Genomic DNA, 16,817 nt, shown 5'->3' with positions numbered 1-16,817 from the left:
CGTGTGTCGTGCATAGCGGCGGACTGTGGGCACAATTGGCATGGCTTCGCAGACTGGCCTACAGCGCGTAACGGATGGGGAGGCAGGGACGACGGTGGCGGAACGTAGCACGGCTGCCGTCGACGTGGCCGACAACAGCGGCGAGCAGCCGCTGGCCGCAGATGCGGCCAAGGCCACGGCCGACGGGGTGGACGCCAAGAACGGACAAGCCTCGGACGGACCCATGCCCGAGAAGGACGGCGAACGCGGAACCGCGGCCCCCGCGGCCGCGCCGGAACTCCACAGCGGGCACAAGCTCGCGCGGCGCTACCGCCTGGAGGAGTGCGTCACCCGTCTGGACGGGTTCAGCAGCTGGCGCGCCATGGACGAGAAGCTGCGCCGCGCTGTGGGCGTCCACCTGCTGCCCGCGGACCACCCCAGGGCCCGCAGCGTCCTGGCGGCCGCCCGCTCCTCTGCCCTGCTCGGGGACCCCCGGTTCGTCCAGGTCCTCGACGCCGTGGAGGAGAACGACCTCGTCTACGTCGTCCACGAGTGGCTGCCCGACGCCACCGAACTGACCTCCGTCCTCGCCGCCGGCACCCTCGAACCCCACGAGGCGTACCAGCTGGTCAGCCAGGTGTCCCAGGCCATGGCCGCCGCCCACCGCGAGGGCCTGGCCCACCTGCGCCTGACGCCCAGCGCGATACTGCGCACCTCCACGGGCCAGTACCGCATCCGCGGCCTCGCGGTGAACGCCGCCCTGCGCGGCATCACCAGCGACACCCCGCAGCGGGCGGACACCGAGGCCATCGGCGCGCTGCTGTACGCCTCCCTCACCCAGCGCTGGCCCTACGAGAACGACGCGTACGGCCTACGCGGCCTGCCCAAGGGCGTCGGCCTGCTCGCACCCGACCAGGTCCGCGCCGGCGTCCACCGGGGCCTCGGCGAGCTCGCGATGCGCGCCCTCGCCAACGACGGGGCGACCGCGTCCCGCCAGGAGCCCGCCTGCACCAGCCCCGAGGAGCTGGCCAAGGCCGTCGCCGAGATGCCCCGCATCCGGCCGCCGGAGCCCGCCTTCACCGCGCCTCCGGAGTACCAGCACACCACCTACCAGCAGGGCACCTACGGCCGCCCCGCCCCGGTCGGCCTGCCCTCCACCCAGGCGGTCCCGTCCGTCCCCCCGCCGCCGCTGCAGAGCCGCACCGGCCGCGCCCTGAAGTGGGGCGTCGCCGCCCTGCTGATCGTCGCCCTGGGCCTCGGCAGCTGGCAGCTCGCCGACACCCTCCTGGAGCACAGCAAGTCGGGCGACGGTGACAACACCCAGACCCAGCAGCAGGGCCCCAACGACACCGCGCCGAAGAAGGAGCTCAAGCCGCTCTCCATCAAGGGCGCGAAGGAGCACGCCCCGGACGGCGTCCCGCAGAACGCGGCCGACGTCGGCAAGACGTACGACGACGACGCCTCCAGCTACTGGCGGACCAAGAGCTTCTCCGACGGCCCCAAGATCGTGATCAAGCCCGGTGTCGGAATCGTCTACGACCTCGGCTCCGAGCAGGAGGTCAGCGAGGTCTCGATAGCGCTGAAGTACCCGGGCGACCACACCACCCTGACGCTGTACGCGGCGGAGTCGGCCGACTCGAAGAAGAAGATCGCGGGCACGACCACCAAGGACAGCAACGTCAAGCTGACCGCGGAGAAGCCGGTGAAGACGCGCTACGTGCTCCTGTGGATCACGGCCATGCCGTACGCGGCCTACGACAACTTCAGTGGCGCCGGCTACAAGCAGGGCATCACGGACGTGCAGTTCAAGGGCTGACGCAGGCAGGGGAGGGGGCTCACCGTTGGACGACGCCGCGACCGGCGAGCACAGCGACCAGGATCTCCTTTCCCTGCACGTCGCCGGCGATCCCGACGCCTTCGGGGAGCTCGTACGCCGTCACCGCGACCGGCTCTGGGCCGTCGCGCTGCGCACCCTCGGCGACCGCGAGGAGGCCGCGGACGCCGTCCAGGACGCCCTTGTCTCCGCCTACCGGGCCGCCCACACCTTCCGGGGCGATTCCGCCGTCACCACCTGGCTGCACCGGATCACCGTCAACGCCTGCCTCGACCGCGCCCGCAAGGCCGCCTCCCGCCGGACCGCGCCCCTCGACGACACGGACCGCCTGGAGCGGCTGCTGGAGCCCCACGAGTCCGCCGAGGCGCCCGCGGAGCGCCAGGACCTCCACCGCCAGCTCCTGGCCGCCCTCGGCACCCTCCCGGCCGAGCAGCGGGCCGCCCTCGTCCTCGTCGACATGCAGGGATACCCCGTCGCAGACGCCGCACGCATCCTCGACATCCCCACCGGCACCGTGAAGAGCCGGTGCGCGCGCGGCCGGGCCAAACTCCTCCCGATGCTCACTCATCTGCGCACGAATGCCGGGGATAACACCACCTCGGAGCGGGGAAGGAACCGGACGCCGGGGACAGCCGTCCCACCTGCGGCAGACCCCAGGAATCCAGAACCGGATCCAGACGCTGTGAAGGGCGGAGGTGGACGACCGTGAGCCCCTCAACCGGCACGACCGGCACTGCCGGCACGACCTGGCACCCAGAGGTCTCGGAGATCTCCGACCTCACCGAAGGACTGCTTTCCCCCTCCCGCACCGCCGCGGTGCGCAGCCACCTCGGGGACTGCGCGCTGTGTGCCGACGTCCTCGCCTCCCTGGAGGAGATCCGGTCCCTCCTCGGCACCCTTCCGGGCCCGCCCCGCATGCCCTCCGAAATCGCCGGCCGGATCGACGCGGCCCTCGCCGCCGAGGCGCTCCTCGACTCGACGACCTCCAGGGCCGAGGCCGCCGCCCCCGAGGCACACCCCTTGGGCGATGTTTCACGTGAAACATCGCCGGCGGCCACGGGCGGCTCCGGCCGGAGCGAAGCCCACCGGCCCACCGGTCACCCATCCGGCCCAACGGGTCCCGGCCGTCGTCGCGCCCGGCGCCGTATCGCCGTCCTCACCGGACTGGCCGGGGCCGCCGCCTGCGCGCTCGGCATCTTCCTCTTCAGCGGGCTGGGCGGTACCGGCTCGCACGACACCGCCACGCGCAACGACACGGCCAGGTCCTCCACCTACTCCGCCGCACCCGGCGAGTACACGGCCCAGGGGCTCCGCCAGAGCGTCCGGCAGCTGCTCACGGGCGAAGCCGCCGCGAACGCCCCCAAGACCACACCCGGCGAGACCGACAAGAGCATGGGGCTCCAGAACACCTCCCCCGGTCTGGCTCCCGCCGAGCGGCTCGCCTCTCCGGAGCCGGTCGCGGTCCCGCCGTGCGTCCAGCAGGGCACCGGCCGCACCGAACCGCCGGTCGCCGCCGAGCGCGGCAGCTACCAGGGCGCTCCCGTCTACCTCGTCGTACTGCCCCACTCGGGCGACTCCGCCCGGGTGGACGCCTATCTCGTGCCCGCCGACTGTGCGGACAATCCGGCGCAAACACCGAACAAACCCCTGCTGACCAGTACATATCCCCGCAACTGACGGGATCACGGGGTGGCCTCCCGCGCGTTGAGGTACTGGAGGGGCCAAGCGGGGAATGTGCGCGCCGTAGGATCCGTTGGGTGGGGTGAGAGTCCGCACCGGCCCCCGGTAGGCAGCACGAAGTCCGCAGAGACGAGGAAAGAACCCGTGAGCGACGTACGAAACGTGATCATCATCGGCTCCGGGCCGGCCGGTTACACGGCCGCCCTGTACACCGCACGCGCTTCGCTCAACCCCCTGGTCTTCGAAGGTGCCGTCACCGCCGGCGGCGCGCTCATGAACACCACCGAGGTCGAGAACTTCCCCGGCTTCCGGGACGGGATCATGGGCCCGGACCTCATGGACAACATGCGCGACCAGGCCGAGCGCTTCGGCGCCGAGCTCGTCCCGGACGACGTCGTCTCCGTGGACCTCACCGGTGAGATCAAGACCGTCACGGACACCGCCGGCACGGTGCACCGCGCCAAGGCCGTCATCGTCACCACCGGCTCCCAGCACCGCAAGCTCGGTCTGCCCAACGAGGACGCCCTCTCCGGACGTGGCGTCTCCTGGTGCGCCACCTGCGACGGATTCTTCTTCAAGGACCAGGACATCGCCGTCGTCGGCGGCGGCGACACCGCGATGGAGGAGGCCACCTTCCTCTCCCGGTTCGCCAAGTCCGTCACGATCGTCCACCGCCGTGACAGCCTGCGCGCCTCCAAGACCATGCAGGACCGCGCCTTCGCCGACCCGAAGATCAAGTTCGCCTGGGACAGCGAGGTCGCCGAGATCCACGGCGAGCAGAAGCTCTCCGGCCTCACCCTGCGCAACACCAAGACCGGTGAGACCTCCGAGCTGCCCGTGACCGGCCTGTTCATCGCCGTCGGACACGACCCGCGCACCGAGCTGTTCACCGGCCAGCTCGACCTGGACGACGAGGGCTACCTCAAGGTCGACGCTCCCTCGACGCGCACCAACGTCACCGGTGTCTTCGGCGCCGGCGATGTCGTGGACCACACCTACCGTCAGGCAATCACCGCGGCCGGCACCGGCTGCTCCGCCGCCCTCGACGCGGAGCGCTTCCTCGCGGCGCTCGCGGACGCCGAGCCGGCGGCCGCGACCGTCTGATCCGGCTCCATCCCCACACCCCACACCCCGTAGAAGAGAAGGAGGCCGCTGTGGCCGGCACCCTCAAGAATGTGACCGACGCGGACTTCGACGAAGCCGTCCTGCGCAGCGACAAGCCCGTGCTGGTCGACTTCTGGGCCGAGTGGTGCGGCCCGTGCCGCCAGATCGCGCCCTCGCTGGAGTCCATCGCGGCCGAGTACGGCGACCAGATCGAGATCGTCAAGCTCAACATCGACCAGAACCCGGACACGGCCGCCAAGTACGGCGTCATGTCCATCCCGACCCTGAACGTCTACCAGGGCGGCGAGGTCGTGAAGACCATCGTCGGTGCCAAGCCCAAGGCCGCCATCCTGCGCGACCTGTCGGACTTCGTCGAGGCGCAGGCCTGAGCGGATTCCCGGCCCGCCGCTCCGTGCGGCCGGCGGTGACCACGTGAAACGGGGCCGCCCCCTCAGGGGCGGCCCCGTTCGCGTTTCCCGGAGCACTACAACGGGCGCAGCGCCGGCTCCTTGCGTGCCCTCGCTCCGCCCAACAGGCGGTCCAGGGCCAGCTCCACGTCTTCCTTCCACGACAGCGTCGTGCGCAGCTCCAGCCTCAGTCTGGGATGGGACGGGTGGGGGCGTACGGTCTTGAAGCCCACCGACAGCAGATGGTCGGCCGGCAGCAGACAGGCGGGCCGCTCCCACCGCGCTTCGCCGAACGCCTCGATCGCCTTGAACCCCCGCCGCAGCAGGTCCTTCGCGACCGTCTGGACCATCACCCGCCCCAGGCCCTGCCCCTGGTAGCCCGGCATGATCCAGCCCGTGATCAGCTGCACCGCGTCCGGGGACACCGGGCTCGTCGGGAAGGAAGCGGCCCTCGGCACATAGGCGGGAGGGGCGTACAGCACGAACCCGACCGGGACCTCGTCCACGTAGACCACCCGGCCGCAGGAGCCCCAGTCGAGGAGGACGGCCGAGATCCAGGCCTCCTTCTCCAGCTCCGGGGTACCCGCCTTCACGGCAGCCTCGCCGGTGACGGGATCCAGCTCCCAGAACACACAGCTCCGGCAACGCCTGGGCAGGTCCTGGAGGTTGTCCAGCGTGAGCGGTACCAGCCGACGACCCATGCCCACATCGTAAGCACTGCCCCCTGCTTCTTCGAGCGTGGACATCTCGAAGAAGCAGGGGGCAGCAAGTGGAACGAGCCGGGGCTACTACTCCCCGGAGAGGCCCTGTTCGAGGACGCGGCCCTCACCCGGGGCCAGGGTGCCCAGGATGCGCTCCAGGTCCTCCATCGAAGCGAACTCGACGGTGATCTTGCCCTTCTTCTGACCCAGATCCACCTTCACGCGGGTCTCGAACCGGTCCGAGAGGCGCGTCGCCAGCTCGCTGAGGGCCGGGGACACCCGTGTCCCGGCCCGCGGGCCCTTGGGCTTCACGGTGCTCGACGGCTCCGAGCCCATCAGCTGGATGATCTCCTCGACCGAGCGCACCGACAGGCCCTCGGCCACGATCCGCTCGGCGAGCCGGAGCTGCTCCCCGAAGTCCTCCACCGATACGAGGGCCCGGGCATGACCCGCCAAGAGCACACCGGAGGCCACCTTGAGCTGTACCTCGGGCGAGAGCCTCAGCAGCCGCAGGGTATTGGTGACCTGTGGACGCGAGCGCCCGATCCGGTCCGCCAGCTGGTCATGGGTGCAGCTGAACTCCTTCAGGAGCTGGTCGTACGCGGCAGCCTCCTCCAGCGGGTTCAGCTGTACCCGGTGCAGGTTCTCCAGGAGCGCGTCCAGCAGCAGCTTGTCGTCGTCCGTGGCCCGGATGATCGCGGGAATGCTCTCCAGCCCCGCCTGCCCGCAAGCACGGAAACGCCGCTCACCCATGATCAGCTCATAGCGGCCGGGCTGTGTCTCCCGGACCACCACGGGCTGGAGCAGGCCCACCGTCTGGATCGAGGTCACCAGCTCTGCCAGCGCCACGTCATCGAGGTGTTCCATGTTGCGCGGCTGGCGCGGGTTCGGCGCGATCGCGTCCAGCGGAAGCTCCGCGAACGTCGCCCCCGCCACCTCGTTGCCCTCCGGCTGCACCGCCGCTGTCTCGACCGGCACCGATGTTTCACGTGAAACATCCGCCTGGACCAATGCTGCGAGCTTCGCCGCGGCGATCCCCCGCTCCGACTGGAGCACCGGCACCGCCGACGGGTTCGTCGACCCGGTACCCATCGCCGGCGTCTTCTCCTGGGGAGCGGACGGGATCAGCGCGCCGAGCCCCCGCCCAAGACCCCTACGTCGCTCGCTCACTGGATCCCCTCCGCCACACTCTGCGTGCTGTTCATGCCCGCGCCCACATGGGCGTGCTGGGCGTCGTAATGGATTCCGGCCCCCCGCAGCGCGATCTCCCGCGCCGCTTCCAGGTAGGAAAGGGAACCGCTGGAACCCGGGTCGTACGTGAGAACCGTCTGCCCGTAGCTCGGAGCCTCCGAGATGCGCACCGACCGGGGGATGCTCGTGCGGAGCACCTCCTTGCCGAAGTGGGTGCGCACCTCATCTGCCACCTGCGAGGCCAGCCGCGTCCTGCCGTCGTACATCGTCAGGAGGATGGTCGAGACGTGCAGGGCCGGGTTCAGGTGGGCCCGCACCAGGTCGACGTTGCGCAGCAGCTGACCCAGGCCCTCCAGCGCGTAGTACTCGCACTGGATCGGGATCAGCACCTCCGCGCCGGCCACCATGGCGTTCACCGTCAGCAGGCCCAGCGAGGGCGGGCAGTCGATGAGGATGTAGTCGAGCGGCTGCTCGTACGCCTGGATCGCCCGCTGGAGCCGGCTCTCACGGGCCACCAGCGATACCAGCTCGATCTCCGCGCCCGCGAGGTCGATCGTGGCCGGGGCGCAGAAGAGCCCCTCCACGTCCACCACCGGCTGGACGACTTCCAGCAGGGGACGGCTGTCGACGAGCACGTCGTAGATGGACGGCACGTCCGCGTGGTGGTCGATGCCCAGCGCGGTGGAGGCATTGCCCTGGGGGTCGAGGTCGATGACCAGGACGCGCGCTCCGTGCAGGGCCAGCGAGGCCGCCAGGTTCACGGTCGTCGTGGTCTTACCGACTCCGCCCTTCTGGTTGGCCACGACCATGATCCGGGTCTGCGCTGGCCGCGGCAGAGCGACACCGGTGTGCCCCACGGCCTCGATCGCCTGCTGGGCGGCGCGGGCGATCGGGGTGTCCTCGATGTCGTCGTTGTCCACGAGGGGCGGGGACGATGTTTCACGTGAAACATCCTCACCCGGCGATTCAGAGCGGGGACCGGGGACCGGATCGGCCATCGGCCCCGCGAGGTTGGCGTCGGACCGCACGGTGTCACTCTCCTCGGCAGCGGGCTCGCGATGAACAGAGCCTGCCATGCCACCCGGGTCGCGAACCAGCGGGGCCCGTACTCCTGTGGATGAATCCACCGTTGTGGACAACTCCGTCACCCCCGCGTCCTTGCGGGAGCGGGGGGCCGCAGCAGCACGGCCGCGGCTGATGATTCCGTGCAGCAGAGAGCGACGTTTCACGTGAAACACGATGCCCGGACGGAGTCTTCAGCCCGCTACGACACTCCGAAATCCATACCTATAGGGCCCAACCCGCCCCAAACCGCACCGCCGGCGGCAGGGTCAGCGGCGCCTGCGCGCGCGCCCCACCCGGGCGGCCTTAGCCCGCTTGGCCGCGAACCTCACCCCACCGGGGCTTTCTCCGACCTCCACCCGGACCACCGTGGACAGCGGGTCGACGACACCCTCGCCCACATGGAGAACCGAGGTCTTCACCACACCCAGCTTGGTCAGCGCGACCTTCGCCGAGACCAGCTCCTCCTCGGCGGTGTCGCCCTTCAGGGCCAGCATCTCGCCGTAAGGACGCAGCAGCGGCACGCCCCAGCCCGCGAGCCGGTCCAGCGGTGCCACCGCGCGGGCCGTCACCACGTGCACCGGCTGGAGCTTTCCGAGCACCTCCTCGGCCCGGCCGCGCACCACGGTGACGTGGTCCAGCCCGAGCAGCTCCACGGCTTCCTGGAGGAAGGTCGTCCTGCGCAGCAGGGGCTCCAGCAGGGTGATCTTCAGGTCCCGCCGCACCAGGGCGAGCGGAATGCCGGGCAGGCCCGCGCCCGAGCCCACGTCGCACACGGTGACGCCCTCCGGCACCACCTCGGAGAGCACCGCGCAGTTCAGCAGGTGCCGCTCCCAGAGCCGGGGAACCTCACGCGGCCCGATCAGGCCCCGCTTGACCCCCGCGTCCGCCAGCAGCTCCGCGTACCGCACAGCTTCCGGGAAAAACTCACCGAACACCGCGCGCGCCTCTTCGGGCGCCGGGGGCGCCTCTTCAGGCGCCGCGGGAAGCTCCGCTGCCTCCGTCACGGGGACCGTCCTTCCGTACAGAACCGCTCACGCCAAAACCGTGTCGTTCAACCGTGTCGTTCAACTGCCAGGCTTACAAACTTCGGCCCCGCCTGCGACACAGGCGGGGCCGACGCACAACGTTCCGGTCAGGCCGGGAGCACGACGACGAAGCGCTGCGGCTCCTCGCCCTCGGACTCGCTCTTCAGACCGGCGGCCGCAACGGCGTCGTGGACGACCTTGCGCTCGAAGGGGGTCATCGGGGCCAGCTTCAGCGGCTCGCCCGAGGCCTTCACGTCCGCTGCGGCCTTCGCGCCCAGCGCCGCCAGCTCCTCGCGCTTCTTCGCCCGGAAGCCCGCGATGTCCAGCATCAGCCGGCTGCGGTCGCCGGTCTCCCGGTGCACGGCGAGACGGGTCAGCTCCTGGAGGGCCTCCAGGACCTCCCCGTCGCGGCCCACGAGCTTCTGCAGGTCGCGGCCGCCCGCGTCGCTGACGATCGACACCGCGGCACGGTCGGCCTCGACGTCCATGTCGATGTCGCCGTCCAGGTCGGCGATGTCCAGCAGACCCTCAAGGTAGTCGGCCGCGATCTCACCCTCCTGCTCGAGGCGGGTCAGGGTGTCGCCACTCTCAGCGGCGGCGGTGGTGGTGCCTTCCGTCACGGGAGGGACTCCTTCTACTTCTTGGAGGGCTTGCTGGGGGGCGTCTGACGCTTGGACTTCGTCTGCCGCTTCGGCTGCTGCCGCTTCGTGGCGACACCGCCGCTCGCCGCGTCCGAGTCGGCCGTGGCCTCGGAACTCTTGATCACGGAGCCGTCCGCCTGCGCGGCCATTCCCTGCTTCGTGAGCGCGGTGATGAACTTCCGCTCGTTGTCGTTGCGGTCCGGGCCCTTGGCCACGATCGCCGCGACGATCTTCTTCTTGCCCCGGCCCTTGACGTCCCCGTGGGTGGTGACGTGCTTCAGCAGACGGGTCAGGTACTGGTCCTGCGCCTTGCTGCCCGGCGTCGGGTTCTGGTTGATCACGTACATCTGCTGGCCCATGGTCCACACGTTGGTGGTCAGCCAGTAGACGAGGACACCGACGGGGAAGTTGATGCCCATGACCGCGAAGATCACCGGGAAGATGTACATGAGCATCTTCTGCTGCTGCATGAACGGCGTCTTGACCGAGAGGTCCACGTTCTTCTGCATCAGCTGGCGCTGCGTGTAGAACTGCGACAGCGACATCAGGACGATCATGACCGCGGTCACGATGCGCACGTTGGTGATCGAGGCGTCCAGGGCCGCGACCTTCTCGGCGCTGTCCATGAACTTGGCGGCCAGCGGGGCGCCGAAGATGTGCGCCTGGCGGGCGCTCTCCAGCAGCGGCTGGTTGATCACGCCGATGGTCTTGCCGTTGGCGATGCTCGCGAGCACGTGGTAGAGCGCGAAGAAGAACGGGGACTGCGCCAGGATGGGAAGGCACGAGGAGAGCGGGTTGGTACCCGTCTCCTTGTACAGCTTCATCATCTCTTCGGACTGACGCTGCTTGTCGTTCTTGTAGCGCTCCTGGATCGCCTTCATCTTCGGCTGGAGCGCCTGCATGCCACGCGTCGCCTTGATCTGCTTCACGAAGAGCGGGATCAGACAGATGCGGATCAGGACCACCAGGGACACGATGGACAGGCCCCAGGCCCATCCACTGTCCGCACCGAAGATCGCGCCGTAGACGCTGTGGAACTGGACGATGATCCACGACACGGGTGTGGTGATAAAGCTGAACAGACTGGCAATCGTGTCCACTAATCAGGCTCCTTGAGCATTGCGAGATCTACGCAACGCACTGCGCAGCTGCTCGTGCCAACGCGGGCGTTTCCGGGGTGGGACATGATCCACACCACCCGGGGACCACGGATTGCACCGCAGGATCCGCCAGGCGGTCAGAGCCGTCCCCTTCACCGCACCATGCCGGTCGATGGCCGTGAACCCGTAGTGCGAGCACGACGGGTAGTAGCGGCACACCGGCCCGAGCAGCGGACTGATCGTCCACTGGTACAGCTTGATCAAAGCGAGCAGCGGGTACTTCATCGAGCCACGCCTCCCAGCAGCCGCGCCAAGGCGGCGTCCAGGTCGCGGGCCAGCTCGTCGACGCCGGCGTCAGCGGCCCCGGGCAGGGCCCGCACCACCACCAGGCTACCGGCGGGCAGCCGGGACAGCCGATCACGCATGAGATGGCGGAGCCGGCGCTTGACCCGGTTGCGGACGACGGCGATGCCGACAGCCTTGCTGACGACGAAACCCGCACGGGACGAGGGATCGACATCCCCCGGCCCGTGCGGGTCCGTTGCACCGCTTGTACGTAGGTGGACGACGAGGAGAGGGCGACCGGCCCGGCGTCCTCGGCGCACCGCGCTCGCGAAGTCCTCGCGCCGCCTCAGCCGATTTTCGGGAGACAGCACGACGTCACGACCTGCGCGTTGTTACGCGGAAAGGGCGGCGCGGCCCTTGCTGCGACGGTTCGCGAGGATCGCGCGACCGGCACGGGTACGCATCCGCAGACGGAAGCCGTGGGTCTTGGCACGACGGCGGTTGTTCGGCTGGAAGGTGCGCTTGCTCACTCGGGGGCTCCAGAGAATGAATCGTTGTGGCGGTACATCGCCTGGCTGTCACCGTGCGCCCACGAGGAACTCGCGTGTTCGCCCGAGTGGACACCGCTAAATGATCACAATCAGTGACCTTCGCCCATCGGTAGGCAGGCGGCAGCAGCCATCGACAACTCGACCTCGTTACGGTACGCGCGGCTACGCCATCCGGTCAAACCGAGCGCCCCTGCCGCACACTGTGCACAGGCTGTGGACAACGACTTGAACCCTACCCACCGGCCTGACTACCGTTGCCTGATCCCGGATTTTTTGTCCCGACCGTCCCAAAGAACCACACATTCGTGGGACCGGGACCTGTGAGAGAGCGTGCTCTGTGGCTGACGTACCTGCCGATCTTGCCGCAGTGTGGCCACGCGTGCTCGAGAAGCTGCTCGGGGAGGGCCAGCAGGGGATCGAGCCCAAGGACAAGCAGTGGGTGGAACGATGCCAGCCGCTGGCCCTGGTCGCCGACACCGCACTGCTCGCCGTCCCCAACGAATGGGGCAAGCGGGTCCTGGAAGGCCGTCTCGCCCCGCTCATCAGCGACGCCCTGAGCCGCGAGTGCGGCCGTCCGATCCGGATCGCCATCACCGTGGACGACTCCGCGGGCGAGCCCGCGCCGCCGGCCCCGCCCGCCCCCTCGCCGCGCGAGGGGTACGAGCCCTACGGCGGCCAGCGCCCCGGCGGCGGCCCGGGCGAGGACCAGCTCCCCACCGCCCGCCCCGCCTACCCGGAGTACCAGCAGCCGCGCCAGGAGCCCGGCTCCTGGCCACGCGGCGGCCAGGACGAGTACGGCTGGCAGCAGCAGCGCCTGGGCGGCTTCCCCGAGCGCGACCCGTACGCCACCCCGCAGCCCGGCTACCTCCAGCAGCCCGAGCCCGGCGGCTACGACCAGGGCGGCTACGAGCCCTCCTCTTCTTACGAACCGCAGCAGTACGAGCCCAAGAAGTACGAATCCCAGCCGTACGAGCCCCAGGCCTACGAGCCGCAGCAGTACGAGCAGCCGTCCCCGCGCCCCGCGCCCGGCCGGCCGACGCCCGCGCCGCCGCCGTCGGCCCCGTCCGGCGGTTCCACCTCGGGCCCGCTGGAGCCGACCGCCCGGCTGAACCCCAAGTACCTCTTCGACACCTTCGTCATCGGCGCCTCCAACCGCTTCGCGCACGCCGCCGCGGTGGCCGTCGCCGAGGCGCCCGCGAAGGCGTACAACCCCCTCTTCGTCTACGGGGAGTCGGGGCTCGGCAAGACGCACCTGCTGCACGCCATCGGGCACTACGCGCGGAGCCTGTACCCGGGCACCCGCGTGCGGTACGTGAGCTCGGAGGAGTTCACCAACGAGTTCATCAACTCCATCCGCGACGGCAAGGGCGACGCCTTCCGCAAGCGGTACCGCGAGATGGACATCCTGCTCGTCGACGACATCCAGTTCCTCGCGAGCAAGGAGTCGACCCAGGAGGAGTTCTTCCACACCTTCAACACGCTCCACAACGCCAACAAGCAGATCGTCCTCTCCTCCGACCGGCCGCCCAAGCAGCTCGTCACGCTGGAGGACCGGCTCCGCAACCGCTTCGAGTGGGGCCTGATCACCGACGTCCAGCCGCCCGAGCTGGAGACCCGGATCGCGATCCTGCGCAAGAAGGCCGTCCAGGAGCAGCTCAACGCCCCGCCGGAGGTACTGGAGTTCATCGCCTCCCGCATCTCGCGCAACATCCGCGAGCTGGAGGGGGCGCTGATCCGGGTCACCGCCTTCGCGAGCCTGAACCGGCAGCCGGTGGACCTCGGGCTCACCGAGGACGTCCTCAAGAACCTGATCCCGGGCGGCGAGGACAGCGCGCCCGAGATCACCGCCTCCGACATCATGGCGGCCACGGCCGACTACTTCGGGCTGACCGTGGACGACCTGTGCGGCTCCTCGCGCAGCCGGGTCCTCGTCACCGCCCGGCAGATCGCCATGTACCTGTGCCGGGAGCTCACCGACCTGTCGCTGCCGAAGATCGGGGCCCAGTTCGGCGGGCGGGACCACACCACCGTCATGCATGCGGACCGCAAGATCCGCGCCCTGATGGCGGAACGGCGCTCGATCTACAACCAGGTCACGGAGCTCACCAACCGCATCAAGAACGGCTGACGCGGGTCCCGCGGGGGCCGGCTGGCGGTCCCTCAAACCTCACGACAGGGCGCCCCCGGATCGAACCGGGGGCGCCCTTCTTCGTCCGTGCGCCCCTGCTCTGTTCGAATGCGCCCCCGGGAGGGCCCGTCATCCACAGATTCCCCGGTTTTCTTCCGTCCACAGCCTGAGGACAGTCCCCATCGCCCACAATCTGTCCACAGGGGTGGCTGTTGAGGACCCATCAGGGCAGGTCAGACCCCTGTGGAATTGTGAGCAAGCGTCATCCACAGCCTGTGGACAGAAAAATCATCCACAGGCTCGTCCACTCCTCTGTCCACCGCCGACTCACAGGTTCCCGCATCCTGTGCACAGGTTCCCGACGGTTCTCCACACCGTTGTCCACTGTTCGGCAACACCACACCCCGAGTCACCGCCCCGAGTGAAAGCGGTCACACGGATGTCGACGTTTGCTCTGTGGACTTCTGGGGAAAAGCTGGGGACACACCTGTGGAGTAGTGGGGGTCACCTGGGGACGACCTGTGCAGAACTTTCCGTTCTCCACAGAGACACCGGGTTGTCCACCGGTCCCGCCCACAGGCTGTGGGGATAAAAAACGTAGGTTGACCTGCGAGAACGGGCTTATCCACCGTTTCCACAGGCCCTACTACTACCCCCATGGAGAGTTAGGCCGGTTTCGGTTTTCAAGCGGGTCCTGTGCACAACTCGCCGGACGGCCGTCCCGACTCCTCGCTCCCGACTTGACCGCCAGCCGCGACGACTGTCGGCGCCGTACGTCAGACTGGTCCCCGGCATCGGTCGAGGCATCGACGGGCCGACGACGAAGGCCGGCAGACGAGCGAGCAACAGCAGGAGGCGGTTCCGGTGAAGATCCGGGTGGAGCGCGACGTACTCGCGGAGGCGGTGGCCTGGGCTGCACGCAGCCTCCCGGCCCGGCCGCCGGTGCCCGTACTCGCGGGCCTGCTGCTGAAGGCCGAGGAGGGCACCCTGTCCCTCTCCGGCTTCGACTACGAGGTCTCGGCCCGCGTCTCCGTCGAGGCGGACGTGGAGGAGGACGGCACCGTCCTCGTCTCCGGCCGGCTCCTCGCCGACATCTGCCGCGCCCTCCCCAACCGCCCGGTGGAGATTTCCACAGACGGTGTACGGGCGACCGTGGTCTGCGGCTCTTCGCGGTTCACACTCCACACCCTGCCTGTGGAGGAGTACCCGGCGCTCCCGCAGATGCCGACCGCGACCGGCACCGTTCCCGGCGAGGTCTTCGCCTCCGCCGCCGCGCAGGTCGCCATCGCCGCCGGCCGCGACGACACGCTGCCCGTGCTGACCGGTGTCCGCATCGAGATCGAGGGCGACCGCGTCACCCTGGCCTCCACCGACCGCTACCGCTTCGCGGTCCGCGAGTTCCTGTGGAAGCCGGAGAACCCGGAGGCCTCGGCCGTGGCCCTGGTGCCCGCCAAGACCCTCCTCGACACCGCCAAGTCCCTCACCAGCGGCGACACCGTCACCCTGGCGCTCTCCGGCTCCGGCCAGGGCGAGGGCCTCATCGGCTTCGAGGGCGCGGGCCGCCGCACCACCACCCGCCTGCTCGAAGGCGACCTGCCGAAGTACCGCACCCTCTTCCCGACGGAGTTCAACTCCGTCGCCGTGATCGAGACCGCCCCGTTCGTCGAGGCCGTCAAGCGCGTGGCCCTGGTCGCCGAGCGCAACACCCCGGTCCGCCTCAGCTTCGAGCAGGGCGTGCTGATCCTGGAAGCGGGCTCCAGCGACGATGCACAGGCTGTGGAGCGCGTCGACGCGAACCTGGAGGGCGACGACATCTCGATCGCCTTCAACCCCACCTTCCTGCTGGACGGCCTGAGCGCCATCGACTCGCCCGCCGCCCAGCTCAGCTTCACCACGTCCACCAAGCCCGCGCTGCTCAGCGGCCGGCCCGCGGTCGACGCTGAGGCCGACGAGGCCTACAAGTACCTGATCATGCCGGTCCGCCTCTCCGGCTGACCCGCTCCCGCCGTACACCGGCACCGGGCCCGGTCTCGCAGCCGCGAGTGCCGGGCCCGGCGCCGTCCGGGCGCCCTCCGGCACTGTCCGGAGCGGCCCGACGCCATGGCCCGGCGTAGGCTCGGACCCGGCGGGCGACCCAGGAAAAACGACCGGAACCCACCGGTACCGGGGAAGCCCCGTACAGACGGCCCCAACGCTTAAGGAACCCACCTGATGGAGCTCGGTCTCGTCGGTCTCGGCAAGATGGGCGGCAACATGCGCGAGCGCATCCGCCGCGCAGGCCACACCGTCATCGGATACGACCGCAACCCGGACCTCGCCGACGTCCACAGCCTGCGGGAGCTTGTGGACAGCCTGCAGTCCCCCCGCGTCGTGTGGGTGATGGTCCCGGCCGGGGCCGCGACGCAGTCCACCGTCGACGAGCTGGCCGAGCTGCTCTCCCCCGGCGACATCGTCGTCGACGGCGGCAACTCGCGCTGGACCGACGACGAGAAGCACGCCGAGGAGCTGAAGGCCAAGGGCATCGGCTTCGTCGACTGCGGCGTCTCCGGCGGCGTCTGGGGCCTGGAGAACGGCTACGCGCTGATGTACGGCGGCGACGAGAAGGACGTCGCCGTGGTCCAGCCGATCTTCGACGCCCTCAAGCCCGAGGGCGACTTCGGCTCCGTGCACGCCGGCAAGGTCGGCGCGGGCCACTTCGCGAAGATGGTCCACAACGGCATCGAGTACGCCATGATGCAGGCCTACGCCGAGGGTTGGGAGCTCCTGGAGAAGGTCGACTCGGTCACCGACGTCCGCGAGGTCTTCCGGTCCTGGCAGGAGGGCACGGTCATCCGCTCCTGGCTGCTGGACCTCGCCGTCAACGCGCTGGACGAGGACGAGCACCTCGACCGGCTCAAGGGCTTCGCCCAGGACTCGGGCGAGGGCCGCTGGACCGTCGAGGCGGCCATCGACAACGCCGTCCCGCTGCCCGCGATCACGGCCTCGCTGTTCGCCCGGTTCGCGTCCCGCCAGGACGACTCGCCGCAGATGAAGATGATCGCCGCGCTGCGCAACCAGTTCGGCGGCCACGCGGTCGAGAAGAAGTAAGCGCACCACAGCAGCACAAGCACCACAGAGCACAGCAGC

At 69.6% G+C, this 16,817-nt stretch carries 17 protein-coding genes; 8 read left to right on the top strand and 9 right to left on the bottom strand.

Features of this window, described 5'->3' with window-relative positions:
* Positions 1–94 precede the first annotated feature (94 nt).
* The 5 genes from ACZ597_RS07475 (at position 95) to trxA (ending at position 4,986) form a co-directional block, all read left to right on the top strand.
* On the top strand, positions 95–1,795 hold the full coding sequence (locus ACZ597_RS07475; protein WP_471326191.1) for a protein kinase family protein: 1,701 nt from the start codon (positions 95–97) through the stop codon (positions 1,793–1,795).
* Positions 1,796–1,820: 25 nt separating this feature from the next.
* A complete protein-coding gene (sigM, locus tag ACZ597_RS07470) occupies positions 1,821–2,522 on the top strand; it encodes an RNA polymerase sigma factor SigM (protein WP_471326188.1) in 702 nt (233 codons plus the stop codon).
* Entirely contained in the window at positions 2,519–3,490 is a 972-nt protein-coding gene (locus tag ACZ597_RS07465) for an anti-sigma factor family protein (RefSeq protein WP_471326185.1), read from the top strand. The genes sigM and ACZ597_RS07465 overlap by 4 nt, the downstream gene beginning before the upstream one ends.
* A 147-nt stretch (positions 3,491–3,637) precedes the next feature.
* Complete coding sequence (gene trxB / locus ACZ597_RS07460; protein ID WP_471326182.1) at positions 3,638–4,597, top strand: thioredoxin-disulfide reductase; 960 nt, start codon at positions 3,638–3,640, stop codon at positions 4,595–4,597.
* A gap of 50 nt (positions 4,598–4,647) precedes the next feature.
* Entirely contained in the window at positions 4,648–4,986 is a 339-nt protein-coding gene (trxA, locus tag ACZ597_RS07455) for a thioredoxin (protein ID WP_471326179.1), read from the top strand.
* Positions 4,987–5,081: 95 nt separating this feature from the next.
* On the opposite strand, the gene ACZ597_RS07450 is transcribed toward trxA, so the two are convergent.
* From ACZ597_RS07450 to rpmH, 9 genes are all read right to left on the bottom strand, one after another.
* A complete protein-coding gene (locus ACZ597_RS07450; protein ID WP_007265237.1) occupies positions 5,082–5,705 on the bottom strand; it encodes a GNAT family N-acetyltransferase in 624 nt (207 codons plus the stop codon).
* A gap of 87 nt (positions 5,706–5,792) precedes the next feature.
* Positions 5,793–6,875, bottom strand: coding sequence for a ParB/RepB/Spo0J family partition protein (locus ACZ597_RS07445; RefSeq protein WP_471326176.1), 1,083 nt, complete (start codon positions 6,873–6,875; stop codon positions 5,793–5,795).
* On the bottom strand, positions 6,872–7,972 hold the full coding sequence (locus ACZ597_RS07440) for a ParA family protein (RefSeq protein ID WP_471326173.1): 1,101 nt from the start codon (positions 7,970–7,972) through the stop codon (positions 6,872–6,874). Before ACZ597_RS07440 ends, ACZ597_RS07445 begins: the two co-directional genes overlap by 4 nt.
* 255 nt (positions 7,973–8,227) lie before the next feature.
* Positions 8,228–8,965, bottom strand: a complete 738-nt coding sequence (gene rsmG, locus ACZ597_RS07435) for a 16S rRNA (guanine(527)-N(7))-methyltransferase RsmG (protein ID WP_471326171.1) — start codon at positions 8,963–8,965, stop codon at positions 8,228–8,230.
* A 128-nt stretch (positions 8,966–9,093) separates the two neighbouring features.
* On the bottom strand, positions 9,094–9,606 hold the full coding sequence (locus ACZ597_RS07430) for a Jag family protein (protein WP_471326168.1): 513 nt from the start codon (positions 9,604–9,606) through the stop codon (positions 9,094–9,096).
* Between the two features lie 14 nt (positions 9,607–9,620).
* Entirely contained in the window at positions 9,621–10,727 is a 1,107-nt protein-coding gene (gene yidC, locus ACZ597_RS07425; protein ID WP_362456714.1) for a membrane protein insertase YidC, read from the bottom strand.
* 3 nt (positions 10,728–10,730) lie between these two features.
* A complete protein-coding gene (gene yidD, locus ACZ597_RS07420) occupies positions 10,731–11,012 on the bottom strand; it encodes a membrane protein insertion efficiency factor YidD (protein WP_007265231.1) in 282 nt (93 codons plus the stop codon).
* Positions 11,009–11,383, bottom strand: a complete 375-nt coding sequence (gene rnpA, locus ACZ597_RS07415; protein WP_471326166.1) for a ribonuclease P protein component — start codon at positions 11,381–11,383, stop codon at positions 11,009–11,011. Before rnpA ends, yidD begins: the two co-directional genes overlap by 4 nt.
* 21 nt (positions 11,384–11,404) lie before the next feature.
* Complete coding sequence (gene rpmH / locus ACZ597_RS07410; RefSeq protein WP_018547628.1) at positions 11,405–11,542, bottom strand: 50S ribosomal protein L34; 138 nt, start codon at positions 11,540–11,542, stop codon at positions 11,405–11,407.
* Between the two features lie 358 nt (positions 11,543–11,900).
* Here rpmH and dnaA point away from each other — a divergent pair, with 358 nt between their 5' ends.
* From dnaA to gnd, 3 genes are all read left to right on the top strand, one after another.
* Entirely contained in the window at positions 11,901–13,691 is a 1,791-nt protein-coding gene (dnaA, locus tag ACZ597_RS07405) for a chromosomal replication initiator protein DnaA (protein WP_471326162.1), read from the top strand.
* Positions 13,692–14,555: 864 nt separating this feature from the next.
* Complete coding sequence (gene dnaN, locus ACZ597_RS07400) at positions 14,556–15,686, top strand: DNA polymerase III subunit beta (RefSeq protein WP_007265226.1); 1,131 nt, start codon at positions 14,556–14,558, stop codon at positions 15,684–15,686.
* A 216-nt stretch (positions 15,687–15,902) separates the two neighbouring features.
* Positions 15,903–16,778 carry a phosphogluconate dehydrogenase (NAD(+)-dependent, decarboxylating) gene (gene gnd, locus ACZ597_RS07395; protein WP_471326159.1) on the top strand — a complete coding sequence of 292 codons (876 nt, stop codon included), beginning with the start codon at positions 15,903–15,905 and terminating at the stop codon, positions 16,776–16,778.
* Positions 16,779–16,817: the final 39 nt, after the last annotated feature.

It is taken from the genome of Streptomyces sp. NPDC040718, from assembly GCF_055593565.1.
The sequence above is the reverse complement of the archived record's forward strand: the minus strand, read 5'-3'. Positions and strand labels throughout refer to the sequence as shown.